The sequence below is a fragment of the Histophilus somni genome, assembly GCF_014202395.1.
GTDB lineage: Bacteria > Pseudomonadota > Gammaproteobacteria > Enterobacterales > Pasteurellaceae > Histophilus > Histophilus somni.
This window is the reverse complement of sequence record NZ_JACHGQ010000009.1, coordinates 1-22,642: the sequence shown is the minus strand read 5'-3', so window position 1 is coordinate 22,642 and position 22,642 is coordinate 1. Positions and strand designations below refer to the sequence as shown.

The window sequence follows — 22,642 nt, the reverse complement described above, 5'->3', positions numbered from 1 at the left end:
TATGATGTATTTTAATTTTGACATACCTACCCAGCCCAATGAGCATAAACTTCTAGGTAATGTATTACAGGGGGCTGATAGTCTTGTGATTGCAGAAATTGTACGGCGATATGATGGGTTGATTTTTGTGATGACCCCTGATGTTAAAAGTGCGGTCTGTTTAGAAAAAATTTTAACTGAATTCACTCAACAACCTGTTACATTTTTTCCTGATTGGGAAACTTTACCCTACGATAATTTTTCGCCACATCAAGAAATTATTTCAGCTCGCTTAAGTGCCTTGTTTCAGTTGCAACATAGCAACAAAGGTATCTTTATTGCACCAATTACGACTGTAATGCAACGAGTTTGTCCGGCAGAATTTTTACAACACAATGTATTATTGATAAAACGAGGTGATCGATTAAATATCGAAAGATTTCGTTTACAGTTGGAAAATGCCGGTTATCGAGCAGTCGAACAAGTACTGGAACATGGCGAATTTGCAGTACGAGGTGCTTTATTGGATTTATTTCCGATGGGAAGTGCGGTGCCTTTTCGATTGGATTTTTTTGATGATGAAATTGATAGTATTCGTACTTTTGATGTAGATACGCAGCGTACATTAGAGGAAATTCAACGTATTAATTTATTACCTGCACAAGAGTTCCCAACAGATAGAAAAGGTATTGACTTTTTTCGTAGTCAATTTAGAGAAACTTTTGCGGAAATTAGACGAGATCCTGAACATATTTATCAACAAATCAGTAAAGGAACTCTAGTTTCCGGAATCGAATATTGGCAACCGCTCTTTTTTAATCAAATGGCGACTTTATTTGATTACATACCTGACAATACGTTGTTTGTGGATTTTGAACAAATTATGCCGCAAGCGGAACGTTTTTATCAGGATATTGAGCAACGTTATGAAAGCCGTCGTGTTGATCCGATGCGTCCGTTGCTGATGCCGGAAAAATTGTGGTTACGCATTGATGAAGTTAATCGGCAGTTAAAAAATTATCCAAGATTGAGTTTAAAAAGTAAAAAATTGGACCGCACTTCTGTTCGTCAAAAAAATTTACCTGTGCAGCCGTTGCCGGAATTAACCGTTCAAGTACAACAAAAAGAACCTTTGCAAAAATTGCGTCAGTTTATTGAGGAATTTGACGGAACTGTTATTTTTTCAGTAGAAACAGAAGGGCGTCGGGAAACATTATTGGATTTACTCTTACCTTTAAAGCTCAAACCAACGCAAATTCAGGATTTGGGTGAAAAAGATAAGCCAGCTAAAAGCCTGCTCATCAGTAGTTTAGAACATGGATTTATTATTGATAATGAGGATAAGGTTGCCATTATTTGTGAAACTGAATTATTGGGAGAGCGAGTGCAACAACGTGAGCGTAATAAACGTAGAGTTGCCAATCCCGATACACTCATTCGCAATCTTGCTGAATTAAAAATAGGACAACCTGTTGTGCATTTAGAGCATGGTGTTGGACGCTATGGTGGATTGGTGAGTTTAGAAAATGGTGGAATTAAAGCTGAGTTTTTATTATTGGAATATGCGAATAATTCAAAACTTTATGTACCCGTTACCTCTTTGCATTTAATTAGTCGCTATGTTGGCGGATCTGATGAAAATGCACCTTTACATAAACTGGGTAATGATAGTTGGGCAAAGGCTCGACATAAGGCGATAGAAAAAATTCGTGATGTTGCTGCTGAACTGCTGGATGTTTATGCTCAACGTGAAGTTAAAAAAGGCTTTGCATTTCAATATGATAAAGAAGAATTTAAACAATTTACTGCCACGTTTCCTTTTGAAGAAACACCAGATCAAAAAATGGCAATTAATGCGGTTATTTCTGATATGTGCCAAGAAAAAGCTATGGATCGTTTAGTTTGTGGTGATGTGGGGTTTGGTAAAACGGAAGTAGCAATGAGAGCGGCATTTTTAGCCGTGATGAACCATAAACAAGTAGCGGTTTTGGTTCCTACGACTTTATTGGCACAGCAACATTATGAAAATTTTAAAGATCGATTTGCCAATCTGCCGGTTAATGTCGAAATGTTGTCACGTTTTAGAACGGCAAAAGAGCAGAAACAAATTTTACAACACTTGAATGAAGGTAAAATTGATATTTTAATCGGTACGCATAAATTAATTCAGTCAGAAGTAAAATTCAGCGATCTCGGGTTGCTCATTATTGATGAAGAACATCGTTTCGGAGTGAGCCAAAAAGAGAAAATCAAACAGCTACGAACCAATATTGATATTTTAACCCTAACAGCAACACCTATTCCTCGAACATTAAATATGGCGATGAGTGGCATCCGTGATTTATCAATTATTTCCACACCGCCGGCACGACGATTGAGCATAAAGACCTTTGTAAGACAGGTAGACGATTTGATTATTCGAGAAGCTGTGTTGCGTGAAATTTTACGGGGAGGACAGGTTTATTATTTACATAATGATGTGGCAAGTATTGAAAATTGTGCAGAAAAACTGACCGCACTTGTGCCGGAAGCGAGAGTGGTTGTTGGGCATGGGCAAATGCGAGAAAGAGAGTTGGAGCGTGTAATGTCCGATTTTTATCATCAGCGTTTTAATGTACTGGTTTGCTCTACTATTATTGAAACAGGGATTGATGTCCCAACGGCTAACACGATTATTATTGAACGGGCGGATAATTTTGGATTAGCCCAATTACATCAGCTGAGAGGAAGAGTTGGACGTTCTCATCATCAGGCATATGCTTATTTGTTGACACCTCATCCAAAAGCAATGACCAAAGATGCCGTTAAGCGTTTAGAGGCACTGGAAAGTTTAGATAATTTAGGTGCCGGATTTATTTTGGCTACCCATGATTTAGAAATTAGGGGAGCCGGTGAATTGCTCGGAAATGAGCAAAGCGGTCAAATTGAAAGTATCGGTTTTTCGCTTTATATGGAATTATTGGAAAATGCTGTCGCTGTATTAAAAGAAGGGCGAGAACCTTCTTTGGATACTTTAACACAACAGCAAGTAGAGATTGATTTACGTGTACCTGCATTATTACCGGAAGAATATCTTGGTGATGTGAATATGAGATTATCTTTTTATAAACGGATTGCCGGAGCGGAAAATCAGGCAGAGTTAGATGAATTGAAAGTAGAGTTGATTGATCGTTTTGGCTTATTACCGGAGGCAGGTAAGAATTTAATGCAAATTGCTGAGTTACGTTTGCTGGCAAAAACCTTAAAAATTGTCAAAATTGATAGCACAATTAATGGGGGATTTATTGAGTTTTCTGAAAATGCAGAACTTGATCCGATGAAATTTGTGCAATTAATTCAGTCTCAGCCTACTGTATTTAAATTTGACGGACCGACTAAGTTTAGGTTTAGTAAGTCATTGACGTCACATAAAGAGCGGTTGGAATTTGTGAAAAATTTAGTTGGGAATTTAGCTTAAGCTTATTTTCAAAACAGAAATGCTCCGATGGGAGCATTTCTTTTGTGCGCAAAGATTATTTTGCCGCTTTTAATTTTTGATAGAATTCTTCGTAATACTGAACTGCATCACCGACATCATCTTGCCAGTAACTGTTTTGTAAAACTTCAGCTGTAGGGTAGATTGCCGGATCTTGAGTAATTTCAGCCGGAAGTAATTCTAACGCCTTGATATTAGAGGTTGGATAACCAATTTCCAAGGTGAGTTGTGCTGCTGTTTTTGCACCTAGCATGTAGTTAATTAACTTATGTGCAGCATCCGGATTTTTAGATGTTGATGGAATGGCTAACGTATCAACCCAAAGAACAGGCCCCTCTTTCGGGAATACCATATCTAAAGGTGCTTTTTCTTTTTTAGCGATACGTACAGAACCGTTCCATAATTGACCAATACTCACTTCCCCTGAAATAAAAGAATTAGCAGGGTTATCTGAGTTGAAAGATAGTACGTTTGGACGTAATTTTAATAACTCTTCATACGCTTGTTCGATAATTTTAGGATCTTGTGTATTTGGATCCTGTCCTAATTTTAACAATGCGATATTGAATACTTCTCGTGCGTCATCCAATAATTGAACTTTACCGGCAAATTCAGGTTTCCATAAATCAGCCCACGATGTGAAGTCAGAACCTTTATATTCATTTGTATTAAATGCAATGCCCGGTGCTCCTAACAATTGAGGTAAAGAGTATTTGTTACCTTTATCGTAAGGTTTGTCTAACCAATCTGGGTTTAATTCTTTGATGACAGGTAATTTGCTGTGGTCTAATTCCATTAGCATACCTTCACGAGCCATTTTTGAAACAAAGTAGTTTGATGGAGCAATAACATCATAACCGCCGGCAGCACCTTGAGTTTTAATTTTTGCATACATTGTTTCGTTAGATTCTAGACTTGAACGGTTGACTTTAATGCCTGTTTCTTGAGTGAAGCCTTCTAATAATCCATCAGGAACATATTCTGTCCAAGTATAAAGATAAACAGTATCACCTGCAGAAGCAGCAGGTGCTTGAGTCTCTGCTTTTTGAGTATCTTTATCATTACAAGCCGCTAGAGCTACAGCGATCATTCCCAGTGTGAAAAGACCTGAAAATTTTTTCATTTCTATTGTTCTCCAATATAAGAGTAAAAAACGACCGCACTTTTAACATGCGGAATATACTTCGGTGTTGAAGGAATAAAAACGCCTTACCGAAAGTAGGGCGTGTTATTTTATGTGATATAGGATCATTTGTGAAATATTATTTCACAGTTTTGGAATATTATTATTTCCCTTTTTTGGCAACAAGTTGACTGAGTATTACCAAGATTAAAGAGAAAATAATCATTAGTGTTGCCAGTGCATTGACTTCAGGGGTTACCCCGGTTTTCACTAAGGAGAAAATCTTTAATGGTAAAATTTCATAACTTACACCACTGACAAATGAGGACACAACTACATCATCTAATGAAATGGTAAAGCTAAGTAGCCAACCTGAAACAATGGCAGGCAACGCTAACGGTAAAATGATCTTGCGTAATATTGTTACTTCACCGGCACCTAAATCTTTTGCCGCTTCCAACATTTTGTTATCAAAACCTTTTAGACGAGAGAAAACACTGACTACAACATAAGGTAAACAGAATGTAACATGTGCTAAAAGCAATGACCAAAATCCTAGAGATATACCCACCATCATAAATAATGCAAGTAGGGATACCGCCATAACAATATCAGGCGACATCATCACAATAAACAACATTCCGCTTATCGCTTGTTTACCACGGAAGCGATAACGATAAAGTGCGATAGCAGTTAATGTCCCAATAATTGTTGCTAATGATGCTGCAAAAAATGCAATAGTGATGGAATGAATAGCGGCTTGAATGAGAGTATCGTTGTTGAATAAACGCTCATACCATTGGAAACCGAAACCTTTCCAAGTATTACCGAAACGATCATTGTTAAATGAATTACTGATTAGAATAATAATCGGGATATACAGATAAGCGTATACCACAAACAAAAAGATATTACGTAGTAAACGACTCATTATTCCAACTCCATTTTTTTATTTAATAATTTACTTGTTTTATAGTAAATAAAAATTAATAAAGCCATTAGTAGAGTAAGTGCTATACTAATTGCTGAACCCATAGGCCAGTTTCTTATTTTTAAGAATTGGACGTAAATTTCATTACCTACTAGGGCTGCTTTCGCTCCGCCAAGCAAATCTGACACATAGAACATTCCCATTGCGGGTAATAGAACTAACAAACAACCTGCGATAATTCCCGGCATTGTTAATGGAATAATGATTCTAATAAAACGTTGAAATGAATTTGCTCCCAAATCCTTTGCAGCTTCCAATAAACGAAGATCCAGTTTTTCAATGGCAGCGTAAAGCGGTAAAATCATAAAAGGCAGTAAGATGTAAACTAATCCAATGATTACCGCAGTTTCGGTATTCAAGATACGAATTGGTGTGTCAATAATACCGATTGCAATTAGGGTATTGTTTAAAATACCTTTCATACCAAGAAAGATTTTCATTCCGTAAATACGAATTAACGAATTCGTCCAAAAAGGTAAAACAACGAGGAATAGCAAAAATGGACGGTATGAGGGTTTTATTTTGGCAATGAAAAATGCAAAAGGATAACCTACAAGTAAACAGATAACAGTTGCAATCGCAGACATACGGAGTGAATTCCACATTACTTTGGCGTAATGTGAGTCAACTAAGTTTGCGTAACTTTCCAAGCTAAAAGGCAAAGCATAAAAATTACTGCTATCTTTTGATAGAAAACTAACTGTTAAGACTAGCAGGTTTGGTACTAAAACAAAGAAGAGTAACCAGCCGAAAATGACACTAACAGTTAAGTTTTGAAATTTATTACTGTTCATCTTCATCGTCCAGTACAACCTCCCAGCCTTCATGCCACGTTAGTGCCACTTTTTGACCCACTGAATGATCGATATGCGGATCATCTTCATTAAAGAATTCACTCACCAATACTTTCATTTTATTATGATCAAGAATGATGCTTGACTCTAATGTCATGCCTTTATAGCTACGATCAACAACATGTCCAATAATTGCTTTGGAACTTTCATTTTCATCAAGTTCTTCAATTATAATATCTTCCGGACGTAACAAGATTTTTAATTTCTGATTTGGTTGGACAGTCAACTCTGTATGAATATCGCAAACACGACCTTCTACATTGGCTTTAACAGTTTTTTCGTCTGTACGCTCAATAACTATCGCATCAAAAATATTGATTTCACCGATAAATTTTGCCACAAATAGATTTTTAGGATCCTCGTAAATATCACGTGGTGAACCATCTTGTTGGATAGTGCCTTTGTTCATTACGATAATACGATCTGACATAGTTAATGCCTCTTCCTGATCGTGAGTAACGAAAATAAAGGTAATTCCCAACTGACGTTGCAATGCTTTCAACTCATTTTGCATTTCTTTACGTAATTTATAATCAAGAGCGGATAAAGATTCATCAAGCAATAAAACTTTAGGTTTATTTACTACCGCTCTTGCAATGGCGACACGTTGTTGTTGACCGCCGGAAAGCTGAGTTGGCTTACGATCCGCCATTTCTTCTAGACGCACCATGCGTAATGCTTCCATTACACGAGGTTTAATGTCTGCATTCGGTACTTTTTGCATGCGTAAACCAAAGGCCACATTTTCAAAAATCGTCATATGTGGGAACAGGGCATAACTTTGGAATACGGTGTTTATGTGACGACGCTCTGCCGGTATATCCGTCACATCTTCACCATCAAGAATAATACGACCTTCATTTAACTCTTCAAAACCGGCAATCAAACGTAACACTGTTGTTTTACCGCAACCTGACGGACCTAGAATTGTTAAAAATTCACCGTTATTAATAGTTAAATTGAAGTTATTGATAATGGTTTTTGTATCATAAGACTTAGTAAGAGAACGAAGCTCAATAATAGGCTTGTTTTGAACTGTATTTTCCACTAGCTTTGGTTTTCTCCCTAATGAACCTGCGTTTGTTCAGGTATTGAGTAGAAATAAAAAGCCCACAATAAAATTGCAAGCGCCCTTAGTTTTGAATGGCTAATGATATAGCGATTAGCTCATAATTGAAAGTGATGATTTCATTTTTAGGTGATTTTTTACAAACCAAGTGCGTATTTCAACGCTTGTTTTTTAAGAGGCGTTATTTTGTTTGCACCCAGTAATGCCAAGTTACGAGCTATTTTTAATGGCATGCTATCTTCTTTGAAGGCTTTATAAAACAGATCCATACCCGATTGCATCAGTAAATTATCAGGCTTCCGTCGGTTTTGATAACGTTGTAAAACATGATCCGCTGAAAAATCTTCATTATTTTTTACCGCACTTTCAATTACACTAAGCAGGACTTTGACGTCTTTAAAACCTAAATTGACACCTTGTCCGGCAAGAGGATTAATCGTGTGTGCGGCATCGCCAACTAAAACAATACCTTGTTTGAAATAATCTTGTGCATGACGACGTGTTAGTGCAAAAGTCGCAAATTTTTGTACGTTTATTTTGCCCAGTCTAGGGGTAAACGATTGATGAATTTCTTCCGCAAGTTTTTCATTTGGTAGCTGTTTTAATTCACGTATTTTTTGTGGGCTGTCATACCAAACTAAACAAGCTTGCTTATTTTGTAACGGCAACAAGGCTCTAGGTCCGCTGGGATAAAATTGTTGCCAAGTAATATCTTGTTGATCTTGTTCTGTGTTCACTAAAATAAGCATACAATCTTGCCGATATTGCCAGCCTGTCAAACCTATACCTGCAATTTGGCGTAATTGTGAATTGGCACCATCAGCTGCAATGATGAGAGTTGCTTGATAACTTTCTCCGTTAGATAAAAAAATACGCCAATTTTTACCGCACTTTTCAACATGTTCAATAGAATTTTGCACACTGGTAGTAATATTGGGGTATGAAGAAAATGTTTGCCATAATCCCAGTTGAATAAGATTATTTTCTACCATAAATCCAAGCTCCGGCAGTTGTAAATCTTGACTATGAAATTTTGTGGCAAATCCCTCAATTTCCCAAGTTTCCAGTCCTCGATAAGGACAAATACGCATTTTTTCGATATGTTGCCATGCGTTAAGGGTTTTTAATAAATTAACTGATGCAACACTAATTGCAGAAATGCGAATGTCATAATCCGATGTCGGATCAAATTCAGGTAGAGAATGATGTTCAATGACGTGGATCTGTAATCCTAATTGAGCTAATCCTGTCGCACAAGCCGCACCAATCATGCCGCCGCCAACAACAATAATGTCTTTTTGCATATTTATTTTCTCCACAAACTAATTTCTCTCTATTTTAGCTCTGTTGGCTAAATTTAAAAAATAAAATCTGATTTTTAGCTGGTAACAGGTGCAACAACTCTGTAAAATGACCGACTGATTTTTTACTTATGAATGAATTTTAAATACTGACATGACACAAAAATTGCATATTAAAACTTGGGGCTGTCAAATGAACGAATATGATAGTTCAAAAATGGCAGATTTGCTTTTAAATACCCATGGTTTAGAACTGACTGATGTGCCTGAAGAGGCGGACGTATTGTTATTAAATACCTGTTCTATTCGTGAAAAAGCACAAGAAAAAGTGTTTCATCAGTTAGGTCGTTGGAAAGAATTAAAGAAACAAAATCCGAGCTTGGTAATTGGTGTGGGCGGTTGTGTTGCTTCACAGGAAGGGGAGCATATTCGTTCACGTGCACCTTATGTTGATATTGTATTTGGACCACAAACATTGCATCGCCTACCTGAAATGATTAATCAAATTCGTGGTGGAAAAAGTGCGGTGGTTGATGTAAGTTTTCCTGAAATTGAGAAATTTGATCGCCTACCGGAACCGAGAGCGGAAGGACCGACAGCGTTCGTTTCTATCATGGAGGGCTGTAATAAATATTGTTCATTCTGTGTAGTGCCTTATACTCGAGGTGAAGAGGTAAGTCGTCCCGTAGATGATGTCTTATTCGAAATCGCACAACTTGCAGAGCAAGGGGTGCGTGAAGTCAATTTATTGGGGCAGAATGTGAACGCTTATCGTGGACCAACACATGATGGCGGTATTTGTTCATTTGCTGAGTTATTACGTTTAGTCGCTTCTATTGATGGAATTGATCGATTACGTTTTACCACCAGCCACCCAATTGAATTTACTGATGATATTATTGATGTATATGCGGATACGCCTGAATTGGTGAGTTTCTTACATTTACCCGTGCAAAGCGGTTCAGATCGTGTATTGAATTTAATGAAGCGAAATCATACCGCACTTGAATATAAATCAATTATTCGCAAATTGAAAAAAGTGCGGCCGAATATTCAGATTAGTTCAGATTTTATTGTTGGGTTTCCGGGGGAAACGGATCAGGATTTTGAAGACACGATGAATTTAATTGCTCAAGTGAATTTTGATATGAGCTTTAGCTTTATTTATTCTGCTCGTCCCGGAACGCCGGCAGCAGATATGCCTGATGATGTAACGGAAGAAGAGAAAAAACAACGCCTATATTTGCTACAACAACGCATTAACAATCAAGCAGCACAATTTAGTCGAGCAATGTTAGGGACAGAGCAACGTGTATTGGTTGAAGGTCCATCGAAAAAAGATATTATGGAATTAACAGGTCGTACGGAAACAAATCGTATAGTTAATTTTGCAGGAACGCCTAACATGATCGGTAAGTTTGTAGATATTAAAATTACTGATGTCTATACCAATTCTCTGCGAGGTGAGGTAGTTCGTACCGAAGATGAAATGGGGTTACGTATTGTTCAATCTCCGCAAGTCGTTATTAACCGCACTCGTAAAGAAGACGAGCTGGGCGTCGGACATTATCAAGGGTAATTAATTTAACAGGATTTTCTTTTCGATTTTGTCGAACGTCAAAAACTAAAAAGAGCGGTGAAACTTTTATCATAAAAAAAGCAGTGATTACTCACTGCTTTTTTATAGCGGTTAAACTAGACTACCATGTCCAACCAACACCTACGCCACCGCCGAAATCGCCGGCAGAGTTGCTGTTGCCCTGTAATTTCAGCGTTATCTTACCATTATCGCTTAGACGTGAATAGCCTATCGCTACCGCATTTCTGCCTTTGTAAGTCCCTGCGGACAACGCAATGGTCGATTTACCCGGCATCGTTACTGTAGGCAATGCCGCCGCCGCATTCGCACCGGCAATACCTGCCTGTAAGGTTCGGTTGTTGGTACTGATGACATTATCCAAGCGATTGACGGCAGCACCCACTTTTTCGTCCACATAGTTTTTATTTGCCGCCATATCACCGGTAGCCTGTGCGTCCAAGTCTTTCAGACCTCGGATAACCCCTGTACCGACAGGTTTACCCGCTTGGTCTCGAGTGGTTGCAAAGGAAAGAGCGGTCGTATTCAACTGCACGCTTCCATTATTACCGGTGATCGCCATGCCATCGAGGGTGTAACTTGCCGATTGACCGGCATGATTTCCTTTACCCGTAATACGGGTACCCTGTGCATTTACAAAAGTTTCGCTGTCTAGACTGCTCGCTTGTAAACCGTTGCTGTCCAAGCGGGATTTCTTACCGTCCACTTCACGAGTTTCAAACGAAGTCATGTTTTTCAACTGGTCGGACAGTTTGACGACTAAGCCCTTGCCGTCTGTTTCCACCTTGATATTGCCGGCGGCGGTGAGGTTGCTGTTAAACGTATCACCTTCACCTTTAATTGCTAAGGTTTCGCTGAGTTGTTTACGCACTTCAACACCATCATTGCCCTTAAACTTCAAGCCGGATTTCGCTACCGCCTGCACGTCAGCAATGGTGGCTACGTTGGTTAAATCCGCTTGGCTATCAGGTTTCACTAAGTCAGCAACTTTTTCATAACCCTTGTAGTTGGCTTCATAGTCAGCATTGGCTTTTGTTAATTCTGTCTGAGCCTCGGTTAAAGCAGTTTTTGCTTTCCCTAGATCTTCTTTAGCTTTTTCAAGCTGTTTCTTGTTTTCCTCCAATTGAGTTTGAAGTTTCTTTTTATCCTCACCCTCAGGCATGGCACTCATCGCCATTTCTAAACCGCTCACGGCTAAAGTTAAATCGGTTACTTTTTGGGCTGTAGTTGAAAGTTCTTTCGCTTTATCGCCTATTGCTTTCACTTTTTCCTCAACAGCTTTGGTGAGTGCAGTCGCTTTCTCTTGAGCCTCTTTTGCTTTAACCGGATCAGTTTCAGGATCTGCCAGTCCCAAACCACTCGCCACGTTATTCATCCCGATAGGTGCGGCAGTCGGTTCGGCACGAATAATGACTTTATCCGATTCCGGTGTAACTTCTTGTCCATCTTGAGAAGTATATTTTTTACTTTCTGCATCATACTTCGCCCCCTCTAACTCTTTAGGATCATAGAACTTACCATCACGTCCTTTGACAACTTTGGTATAGTCATCGCCCTCTTGGATATAGAAGTCAAACGGTCGATTGCTGTCCAAATCGGACACTTTTTCATCCACATAGTTTTTATTCGCCGCACTTGAACCGTCAGCCGTGGCATCTAGGTCTTTCAAGCCCGTGATTACGCCAGTGCCCGATTTACCGTCAGTGCCTTTAGCAAACGCCAGCGTAGCTCCCTTGCCATCTTGACCGTTTTCACCCTCTGCCACTTTCAAGCTCACGATTTCTTGACCACTCTTGTCTTTAATAGCGACCTCGCCGGCTTTCACCTCTGTCGTGTGCTTGCCATTGCTTAAAACATTCGCTTCTGCTGTTTGATCATTGACCAAAACCTGATCATCGCTGACCACAGACATTGTCACGCCCTCAGCCGTTGTCACAACCGCTTTTTCCTTATCGGGATCTGTATTATCCGTGATGATTTGCGATGTCGCCGTTTGTGTATGAGCGTTACCTGCCTGATCTTTCAACACAATTTCATTGCCGGTAATGTTAGTCGTGTTACCGCTTTCGCCGTTAAACTCAGCAGATTTCAAACCTGTCAAGTCCTCAGTCGTACCAATCGTCACCACCGCTGTAGTGTTCGATGTTGTACTGCTTGCTGTGCCGGCTGTTGTCGTACTTGGAGTAGCTCCTGACGAAGCTGTACTGCTTGTACCACTTTTGCCATTTGTACCTGCACCACTTGACGAAGTCGTACTTGAAGCGACCGCACTATCTGCCCCTGCACCGCCATTTGATATGGTTGTTGTCGGTGGTACACTGCTTCCGCCAGTTGCCCCCGTTCCTTGTGAAGCCATATTTGACGAACCGGACGTACCTACCGAAGCTGTAGCATTTCCACCGCCGGCGGTACTATCTCCGCTATTTGAACTACTTGCACCACTTGCGAGTGCAGAACTACCCGCACTTGGTTGTGTAGTACCATTTTGAGCTAACTCTACTTTAATATTCAAACCGGCATTAAATTTCAAGGTGTCGCCGCGACCGATTTGGACTTTCTTACCACCATATTCCACATTAAACTTAAAGTCTTTTAATGCGGCATCAAGGTAGGATTTGCTAATCAGGTCGTTGTCGCCAACATTGCTACTATTACCATACGTTTGTGCTTTTGATAAAGTCACTTTGCTAAATGTCGGTTCGTCTTTAAAGCCGATTTCGATTTTGGCGTTGCCACCAGTATTGCTATATTGCGTGATTAAATTCTCCCCACTATACGCTGTGATGGCTGGCGTAGTTGTAGCTGGCTGTGTAGTCGTTGTGCCAGTGTTCGCAGGCGTTGCCAAACGCACAATATTAATGGTCGAACCGAGATAGTGGGTGCCGTTATTTGTACCTGTTGGAACATCACCGCCGAATTTCAAGCCCTCGTTAAGTTTGGTTACGACATTTTTCAAACCACCCACGATATTTTGTGGTGCAGTTCCATCTTTTCCATCAACCCCTTTTAATTTGAAGTCATCAAATGTTGGAGCTTTAAAGGTGGTTTTATTGTCGTCAACCTCAATGCCTAATTGCTTCGCTAAATCCGCCAGTTGTTTACCCGTTACGGCGTCTTTTGAATCACTTGATATTGTACCATCTAATATATCTTTTATTTTAGCCTCATTAAAACTTACATATTTTTCATATGTTTTACTTGTATCAGGGCTTGTATCAGGTTTTGATAAAGTGATTTTTGCACCTTTTTCATCTTTGGTAGCACTAATACTTCCAATCTCTTTAAGCTCATTATTCAACGTATGCGTAATTTTTCCATCAGCTTCCACAGCAACAGAAATATTTTCCGACTTCACGAAGTCCAACGCCCCTGTTTTGAGGTTGATAGATTTCGCAGGTTCTGTGCTATTCGCTTTATACGATAACGTCAAGTCGTCCACATATTTCTTATTGACGGCATCAAATTCGTGTTCTGGTGTAGCAACATAAACAATTCTTCTTTGTTCATCTTTGCTACCTACAGATACCGCATTTGCTTCTCCTGTTGATTTGTTGCCTAAAATGACGGCATTTTTTACCTTGTCATCTGTCGTGACACTTGAACCCAAGACATAAGTGTGTTCGCCTTTGATGTCATTATAAGCACCCACAGCATAGGAATGCTTTCCGCTAACCGTGTTTTGTTTCCCGAATGCACCGGAATGATTGCCCGATACATTATTTTTGTAACCAATAGCCGTAGCATGCTCGCCTAATACATCACTATCTCTCCCTATGGCAAGTGCGTTTCTATTTTTAGCATTAGCACCATAACCGATAGCAATTGCACCTTCATTTTGTGCTACCGCTTTATCGCCAAGAGCAATAGAATAGTCTCCTTCAGCCTTAGTTTCTGGATTATCGGATACTTTAACGGATTTTTGACCTGTACCTTTTAGATAGTTGATTAAGGCTTTAGCTTGTACCAATTCAGTGTCGCTCTTGTCAGTTTCGCCGAGTTTGATTTCAGCAATACCGACATTATTACCAAACTTAGATTTGTTATCACCTATGTTCGAACCATCAACTTTGAGATAGCCTGTGGTTAAATCAGCTGTTGTTGTATAGTTTTTTAATTTATTTGCTACCGCACTAGATGTAACAACCCTTTCATCATTTTCATCGACAGATGTTGCTTTATTTAAAGTCAGCGTGAGTGTACCTGCTTTAGAGTCGCTACCATTCGATGGTTCTAGTTTTGTAGTGATGTCTTTCTCTTTAGTTTCTTTAGAGTTCTCTAATTTTGTTTTACTTTCTGAGCTATCAATGGTCAATGTTCCACCTAATTGTAATGTGGTTTTACTTTGGGAAGTATCATTTCCTGTAAAGGTCAAGCCGCCATTCACAGCGGTGATTAACTGAGTAATAGCATCTTTAAAGGTTGTAGGACCTGTATTGCTATTAGTTGTACCACCTTTTATCGGATTAAATGATGGTGCTGTAAACGCAGTTTTACCTGAGCTATCAACCTCAACCCCTAATTTACCTGCTAAATCATGAAGTTGTCCGCCGGTAATAGCTTCTTTTGAATCAGTCGTTATATTACCAACCGCCACATTTGAGATTTTCACGGTCTTAGCATTTCCAGTTCCATTCGTTGGCGTGAATTTTAACGTCGCACCACCCACTTTTAACTCTGCCGTGTTTGTGCCACTCGTACCGTTTTTAAACACTAAAGCGTTATTCTCATCTTTACCGATGGTAGACAAGCCGGTGGCTTGCACTCCGCCATTTGTCATGTCTTTTTTCAACGTAACGGTTGAGCCGTTTTCCGGACTTAACTCAATTTTGTTATCCGCTCCATTGGTAACTTTAATACTGCCCTTATTTTTACCCGCACTTAACGTTGCACTGGTATTATCCAATGCCAGGTTTGAACCGTCTTTCGCACTTTCTAAGGTTGCAGTGTTTTCGGTGAGTTTTAACGATCCTTTATCCTCTTTAGCTGTAATTGTTACTGCTTTATCTTTTAATTCCACTTTGGAATTACCGCTAGCACTTTCTAAGGTCGCTTTGTCGGCTTCAAGTTTCAACGCAGCTTTGCCTGATTCTTTATTAATTTCAGACACGCCGCTAAATTTACCATCGGCTAGGGTAACCTCTGAACTACCTGCTTTGAAGGTAATTTTGTCCTTGCTTCCATTACTTCCGCTTAAAGTAATTTTCGCATTCTCGCCATTGGCAATAGATTTAATGGCTGTTAAAGTATCAGACAAACCAATTTCTAATGTGTCGGTTGTACTTCCATTAGTTTCCGCTTTCTTCGACACTTTAATATTGTTATCCGCTACAGTGATATTTTTAGCCTGATCACCTTTACCCACAATTTTCAACGTCTCACCGAGTTTGCGAGTAACTTTATCCTTATCGCCACCGTTCCCCTCAAATGAAAGTCCTTTTTTCACAAGGGCTTTAGCGACTTCGGACAGGTCTTTGACATTGATGGCGTTGTTTTTAGTGCCATTTTGGGTAACAATCGTCCCATCAAGAACTTTATCAATAATGCCTTTATTGGTGCTATTACCTATGTCAGTATTGCTAGCCTCTGTCAACCCTAAACCGCTCGCAAGTGTGGTGATTTTTTTACCTCCTAAGTCTAATCCATTCTCATCGAATTTATATTTCGTGTTATCTCCCAAACTAAACTCGATCTCATTTTTAGCAGTATCTTTATTAAAACTAATCTTAGCCTTATCGTCTTTACCGATAGCCGATATACCTTTTAAGTCGCTATTAAGTGCTATCGTTAAATTCGATCCTGTCGCTTCTGTTTTAATATTTTGATGTTTGCCATTAGCATCATCTTCTTTACCTTTGACAGATAAAGTGCCGGTGATATTGTTTGTGTCACCTTTATCCGAACTCACGTTAAATGTCCCTGCTTTAGTGGCTAATTTTTCATCAACATATTTTTTCGTGATCAACGTATTTTCCGGCGTTTTTTCATCAATTGTGTCAGTTACTGTTACCGTTTTGAAATTCGGATTTTCTTTAATCCCGATTAACACTTCTTTTTTATTTGATAAATATTTTGTTTTAATGTTATCGCTGGTAAATCCTAAGGTTTGTGCATCAGGTTTATCGATATTACCCGCTTTAATTTGTAATGTATCTCCTAGATTAAGCGTTCCATTATCGGTTCCATCACTAATTACAAACCCCTTATTCACAGCCACGATCAAATCATTGATTGCTTCTTTAAAGGTGGTTTTTCCGTTAGTTTCTGTTTGCCCTTGATAATTGACGGCGACAAACGACGGTGCGGTAAAACCGGTTTTAGAATTTGTATCCACACTAACGCCTAATTTACCCGCTAGATCATGCAATTGATTTCCTGTGACCACGTCTTTTGAGGCGTTCTCAATTTGACCATCTGATAAGCCGCTGATTTTACCGTCTTTTGTTATAGAGACAGTTTTTCCATTAACTGGCATTAAATCAATACTGTCATCTTTAAAGTCGATTTTAGACTTATTATCGCCCTTAGTAATCGAAGTTATTCCTTTTAACGTTTCACCCAATTCGATTTTTAGACCGTTTTCATCATTTTTTGATACATAAATATTTGTGCCACTAGTTCTAGCCGTTTCACTTCCTTTGATTTCTATACTATTATTTAGTGTCTTTTTAACTTCTTGACTATCATTACCTTTTAAGCCAAATGTTGCATTCTTGTCATAAAGATCCCCTTTCAATGCAGTTTTTGCCGCCTCAATAGCAGTATGTACAGCACCGCCCGTTACGGTTTTGTCATTTTTATCTGATACAGTTCCAGTACCAATGCCATCAATTTTGGTTTTAATGTCATCATTTAATGCAACCGTAAATGACTTTTTATTGTTACTCGTGCTAGAGGTAACTGTTAACTCGCCATCTTTACCTTGTACATCAATCGCTTCTGTAGCAAGCGTTTTAATTTTTGCTTTACCCGTTTCATCGATATTGCTTAAATTTTTGTCCGCTTTACCATTAATTTTAGAGGTTAAAGCAGTTTTTGCTTCTTCAATGGCTGTATACACCTTGCCGCCGGTGACGGTGTTTTTATCGTTATCTGCGACAGAACCCGAGCCGATACTGTTGATTTTGGTTTTGTACTCGTCTGCCAATGCTACCTTAAAGGTTTTCGGTCCGTCTGTGCCGTCCGGCGTTGCACTAACCGTAATTCCCTCACCATTTGTGACTGTTTCTTTCGCTTTGGCGATTTCAGCGTTGGCTTCGGTTTTAGAATAGACGTCTAGTGCCGTTCTCCATTTACCCTTATTAGTCTCATCTGTAATATTAGAAGCATCTACTTTCGCATAAGCTGTCCCTGCATCGGTTTTACTTAAGGCATTGTCTATTTTGTCCTTATACTCCTTAGTCATACTCACCGTGATTTTGCTATTTGCAATATCAACAGAAATCGGATTATTGCCTGTCACCTGTAATTTACCGGTTTTTAAATTCACGCTTCCGCTGTCAGCGTTTCCGTCCGTCGATAAACGCAGTGTACTTGAGAAGTTATTCATATAATCGTGTACAGTTTTACCCGTGACAGTACCCTCATTGCCGGCTTCTATTTTCCCTGTACCGATTTTATTGATTTTATTCTTCGTCTCTGTTTTTAAATCAATCGTAATTCCAGAACCAATGACAGCCCCTGTTGTAGAACCAGTAACCGATATATCTCCATTAGCAGTAATATTCCCTTTTTGGAAGCTTGCGGCTTTGCCGGCTAATTGCGTATCTAAATAGGATTTGTTGACAGCATCTTTATCATCAGTAGGTGCATTGTTAATTTTTACTTTGTCAAATGTTGGCTCTTTTTTAATCCCAATCAGGAATTTTCCTGTGTTCGGTCCGTAATTCGTCTTTATGTTGTCACTGACAAAATCACCGCTGTCAATATTGCCGGCTTGTATGGTGATCTTTTCGCCCAGCTGTCTTGTGCCAGTGCCATTAGTAGTTGTGCCGTCGCTAAATACCAAGCCTTTATTAATTTGGTCTATATTTGCATTAATCGCTTCTCTAAATGTTTTTTCTGATGGTGTATCCGCACCACTACTACTTGCTTTTAATGTCTTAAATTTTGATTTTTTGAATTGATTAGTTGTGCCTAACTCCGCCCCAAGGACATCTTTTGCCAGTTTTGCAAATTCCGTTGTCACACTGAACAATTGACTTCCGTTAATAGCATCTGTTGAGGTTTTGCTCACTTCGCCCGCTGCCACGTGTTTAATGACACGCTCTGTTCCAGCTTTACCTATGCTTAATACTGTCTTATTATTTCCAGTCCCACCTGCAAAGGCAAAATTCACGCCCTCTACAGTAGCATTTGCCTTTGCATTCGCTTTAGCCGTCGCTTGCGATCCTTTCCCTAACGCAATCGAATTACCAGCATTTGTAGATACAGACGCCCCTTCACCAATCGCTACCGCACCTGCGGCGTTAGCTTGAACAGTCGCCCCTTTACCTAAAACTACCGCACTTTCGGCTTTGGATTCGGAACCTTGTCCAATCACGACCGCACTTACTGCTGTAGATTTTGCAGACGCTCCGATCACCACACTGTTATTCGCATTTGTTGCTTGGGCTTGGTTACCCATGACGATTAAATTATTATTGTTTTTAACATTAGATTTAGCAGTTATGTTTTTACCAATAATGATAGAGTTTGCTAATTTTGAGACAGTATTGTTATCGCCTAATATGATGGTATTTTTGGAATCTGTGACGGTATTTTTATCACCCATCAAATGAACATAGACTGAGGAATCTGTAAATTTATTCCCTTCGCCGATGACGGTATTCCATACCCCATGAACCTTATTATCGTCCCCGATCACTCGTATGCTGACCGCACCTGCTCCTTTAACTTGTTGATAATTATTATCAGTATTACCTATCTTATTCCCCGAACCTAAATTCACGATTTTTCGTCCGGTGATGATATTGTCTGAACCAATAGCCACCGTATTATCAATCTTTTGATCTCCTGCCTTTGCTCTGAGATGATTATTCGCCCCGATAGCGACGGCGTTCGATATTTCCGCCTCAATTTTCGAGCCTTTACCCATAGCGATGGAGTTTTCAGAAGCGGCACTTGCGTCCACACCAATCGCAATCGCCCCCTCAGCTTTTGCACCGTCGTTGCTATAGTTGCCTTTTGATTTTGCGTCTGTCGGGGCTTTTACTGACATAAAGTGGATATTTGAAGCCACGTCTTTGAGTTTGTCATCAACGTATTTTTTATTAACGGCGTGAGTGTTCTCTGTAGGTGCAGCTGTAAGTTTTACACTCGTAAATTCTGGGGTATCGGTTAAACCGATGGTAAATTCAGCGACTTCATTTTTTTTGTCTTTCGGTTTAAATTGGGTTTTTAGGTTCTTACCTAAATGTGTTTTTTTATTACTTTTGCTAATATCCCCCGCTTTAATTTCAATGGTTGAACCGAGATAGAATGGCGTGTCTTTATTCGGGTGGTTAGCTGTGCCATCGCTAAACTTATACCCTTTATTTACAGCAGTAATAAGAGCATCTATTGCCCCTTTAAAAGTATTTTGACCACCAGCTCCACTACCGATAGATTCCACAGCGGTAAAACTAGGGTTATCAAATTTTGTATTACCAGTGTTTACAGATATCCCTAAAATATCACCCACATTTTTAAGCTGATTCCCCGTAATCGCCTGATCGGAATCTGATTTAATCTCGCCATCTTTCAAATGCCCGAAGCGGATTTTTTGACCGATATTTACAAATTTACGTCCGTTAAGTTGAAATTCTTTTTCTAAAGCACCTTTTGCACCAACTAATACTTTGTCTTGTGATACTGAACCTAATTCTTTTATTGGTGTTCCATATTTTGTATCTACCTTATAGAAGTTGCCATCCTCCGCACTTTTAACTAATTTATATAGTTGATTACCCTCTTGCGTATAATAAACGACTAAGCCTTCTCTTTTTACATATTCTAAGGCTTTTAATTGTCCAATCGTCGCCACGTCAGAGTCCAACGCACCCGGTGCCACCCCGACAATCCGTCTTAAGCCCAGTTCTTGTGTTTTGCCGTTGCCATTTTTTGTCCAACCGACGGACACAATACCCGCCGCTTTATCGGTTTTTAAGTTATAGCTAGAACCTTCTGGAACATAGGGATCTAAATTAATCGCATCATTTGTGCCGTTTCCGATGAGCGTGGCTGTGTTTTTGTTACCATTTTGATAGAAATATTTTGTATGTGATTTATTCCCTAATGCTACCGAATTTTCCATGCTTACTTGAGCTTCATTTCCGAACGCTACACTATTTTGAGCGTTAGCTGTTGCACTAGTTCCTATAGCAATAGCGGACATTTCCTGTTCTGTAAGACTTGTTGTTATATTTTTGTTTTCAACTTTTGCACCGTTACCAATAGCTATAGATTTTTTTGCTTGATCTGTTACTGTTGCACTATTTCCTAAAATGATACTTTCGCTTGATTTTCCCAATGCTCCATAACCTATAGCTACTGTGTTATCTTTAGTAACTCCCACGCCTAAACCCATAGCGACAACACCCGCTCCTGCTACAGTTGTTCCCGTTCCTATAGCGATTGAGTTTTCTTTATGCACATTTGTCCCAACCCCAATCGCTACCGTATTACTCGCATATTGTCCGACGTTATTTAACGCACCTAAAACCACTGCATTTTTACCTTTGACATAGGAAGCAGTCCCTATGGCTACAGTATTATCTCCACTATTTGCAGTGTAATAACCTATAGTTACGGCATGATTTCCTTCTTTTTGAATTTTTTTTATGTCTTTTCCACCTACTGTTAAGTAGGTATTATTCTCATACTCATATTCCAAACTTAAATCTTTAATAACGTTTGCAATTTTTTTATTAATTATGTCGTCTTTTAAATGAGCAGAAAATCCGGATTGAACAACTGCATTTTCATCTCCAACTTTAAGATTATTCACTTCGGCTGATGTTAGAGTTACACCATGCGAGTTATCCTCTCTTTCAGTAATTTGACCAATACCTAACTCAGACATCAGTTTTTCTCTGAATTTACTAGCTGACCTTTGTGTTAATTTCGCATTAGATGTTGAACTCGAACCGAATGCGATCGAGCCGTCACCCACTGCTTTTGCGTTTGAGCCATAAGATACAGCCCCTTTATTTGCTGCCTCTGCATAATTACCTACAGCAAATGAATTCGCAGCAAATACCCTAGATGCGTCCCCTATCGCAACACCGCCTTCTGCATCTTTTTCAACAAATGCACGAACGCCAACAGCGGTTGAGCCTTTAGCCAAAGCAAATGATAAGGTTCCTAAAGCAAGTGAAGTATCACCATAGGCAACAGATCTTGACCCGATAGCGATTGCTCCCATTCCTGCTGAATAAGTTGGAGAATAGTGTCTATTATCTGTAAAGTTATATATTCCATATTTTTGCTTAAAGCTAGTTTCATCCAAGATATCCTTGTAAGTTGTTTTTCCTTGATGATTACCTCTATACCCATAGATTTCCATAATGATATTTTCCGGTAATGCATCATCAAATCCTTGACCATTTTTGTATATATCATCATTACCGAGGGCAATTGACCCATACCCTGCCGCCATGATATCAGATCCAATGGCTGTCCCTTGCTCGCCGGCATAGACATTATTACCGATTGCAGTTGCTTGAGAATTCCAACCAATGGCATTATGTCCAAGTACAGTCATCCCTACGCCAATACTACCATCATTGTTTTTTCTATTTCTACCCGCCGCCTTAGGTCCAATAATGACGGATTTTTGTACATCAGTATTTACCCCGCCATGTTTTGTAGCTTCATCTCCGGCAACTGGTGCGAACAAAATATTTTCTCTACCGCCATTTTTCCACTGACCTGATTCACTCCATTTTTCTTGCACACCTGCTGATCCAGTTTTGTGATCCATATCAATATATGTTATCTCAGCATATGAAACACTGCACACCCCAAAAATCCCCGCCATCACCAACGCCAACGGCAGGACCTTAAACGCCCCTAACATACCGCCTAAAAACACACCGCACTTCGGTTGACCCACACCGACCGACGACCCCTCAACACGGCTCGCCACCTGACGGTTATTCGCTAATTCAGACACAACTTTGGTTTGACCGGTTGTTACATCGTATTTGGTTTTGAAGATTTTGTTCATAAATTCACTCTCTTTAAGCTTTTAAAATTAGGTTTTTTATTGATTTAT

The 22,642-nt window shown here is 39.4% G+C and carries 8 protein-coding genes; 2 read left to right on the top strand and 6 right to left on the bottom strand.

Annotated elements, in window-relative coordinates; genetic code table 11:
- Position 1 precedes the first annotated feature (1 nt).
- Positions 2 to 3,436: a transcription-repair coupling factor gene (mfd, locus tag HNR69_RS06905; RefSeq protein WP_075294512.1), complete on the top strand. Its 3,435-nt coding sequence runs from the start codon at positions 2 to 4 to the stop codon at positions 3,434 to 3,436.
- A 55-nt stretch (positions 3,437 to 3,491) separates the two neighbouring features.
- On the opposite strand, the gene HNR69_RS06900 is transcribed toward mfd, so the two are convergent.
- The 5 genes from HNR69_RS06900 to HNR69_RS06880 form a co-directional block, all read right to left on the bottom strand.
- On the bottom strand, positions 3,492 to 4,577 hold the full coding sequence (locus HNR69_RS06900) for an extracellular solute-binding protein (protein WP_075294513.1): 1,086 nt from the start codon (positions 4,575 to 4,577) through the stop codon (positions 3,492 to 3,494).
- 163 nt (positions 4,578 to 4,740) lie between these two features.
- The gene (potC, locus tag HNR69_RS06895; RefSeq protein ID WP_075294514.1) at positions 4,741 to 5,508 is read right to left on the bottom strand and encodes a spermidine/putrescine ABC transporter permease PotC; all 768 of its coding nucleotides are present in this window, start codon (positions 5,506 to 5,508) and stop codon (positions 4,741 to 4,743) included.
- Entirely contained in the window at positions 5,508 to 6,368 is an 861-nt protein-coding gene (gene potB / locus HNR69_RS06890; RefSeq protein ID WP_011609313.1) for a spermidine/putrescine ABC transporter permease PotB, read from the bottom strand. The genes potC and potB overlap by 1 nt, the downstream gene beginning before the upstream one ends.
- Positions 6,352 to 7,470: a spermidine/putrescine ABC transporter ATP-binding protein PotA gene (potA, locus tag HNR69_RS06885; protein ID WP_011609312.1), complete on the bottom strand. Its 1,119-nt coding sequence runs from the start codon at positions 7,468 to 7,470 to the stop codon at positions 6,352 to 6,354. Before potA ends, potB begins: the two co-directional genes overlap by 17 nt.
- Positions 7,471 to 7,628: 158 nt before the next feature.
- A complete protein-coding gene (locus tag HNR69_RS06880) occupies positions 7,629 to 8,795 on the bottom strand; it encodes an FAD-dependent monooxygenase (protein WP_075294515.1) in 1,167 nt (388 codons plus the stop codon).
- A 151-nt stretch (positions 8,796 to 8,946) separates the two neighbouring features.
- Here HNR69_RS06880 and miaB point away from each other — a divergent pair, with 151 nt between their 5' ends.
- The gene (miaB, locus tag HNR69_RS06875) at positions 8,947 to 10,371 is read left to right on the top strand and encodes a tRNA (N6-isopentenyl adenosine(37)-C2)-methylthiotransferase MiaB (RefSeq protein ID WP_011609310.1); all 1,425 of its coding nucleotides are present in this window, start codon (positions 8,947 to 8,949) and stop codon (positions 10,369 to 10,371) included.
- Between the two features lie 121 nt (positions 10,372 to 10,492).
- Here miaB and HNR69_RS06870 read toward each other — a convergent pair whose 3' ends face one another.
- Positions 10,493 to 22,594 (bottom strand): YadA-like family protein, encoded by a 12,102-nt coding sequence (locus HNR69_RS06870; protein ID WP_183405659.1) that lies wholly within the window; start codon positions 22,592 to 22,594, stop codon positions 10,493 to 10,495.
- Positions 22,595 to 22,642 lie beyond the last annotated feature (48 nt).

Coding starts and splice junctions, on each gene's coding strand:
- mfd (WP_075294512.1), top strand. CDS start 2: ATGATGTATTTTAATTTTGACATACCTACCCAGCCCAATGAGCATAAA.
- HNR69_RS06900 (WP_075294513.1), bottom strand. CDS start 4,577: ATGAAAAAATTTTCAGGTCTTTTCACACTGGGAATGATCGCTGTAGCT.
- potC (WP_075294514.1), bottom strand. CDS start 5,508: ATGAGTCGTTTACTACGTAATATCTTTTTGTTTGTGGTATACGCTTAT.
- potB (WP_011609313.1), bottom strand. CDS start 6,368: ATGAAGATGAACAGTAATAAATTTCAAAACTTAACTGTTAGTGTCATT.
- HNR69_RS06880 (WP_075294515.1), bottom strand. CDS start 8,795: ATGCAAAAAGACATTATTGTTGTTGGCGGCGGCATGATTGGTGCGGCT.
- miaB (WP_011609310.1), top strand. CDS start 8,947: ATGACACAAAAATTGCATATTAAAACTTGGGGCTGTCAAATGAACGAA.
- HNR69_RS06870 (WP_183405659.1), bottom strand. CDS start 22,594: ATGAACAAAATCTTCAAAACCAAATACGATGTAACAACCGGTCAAACC.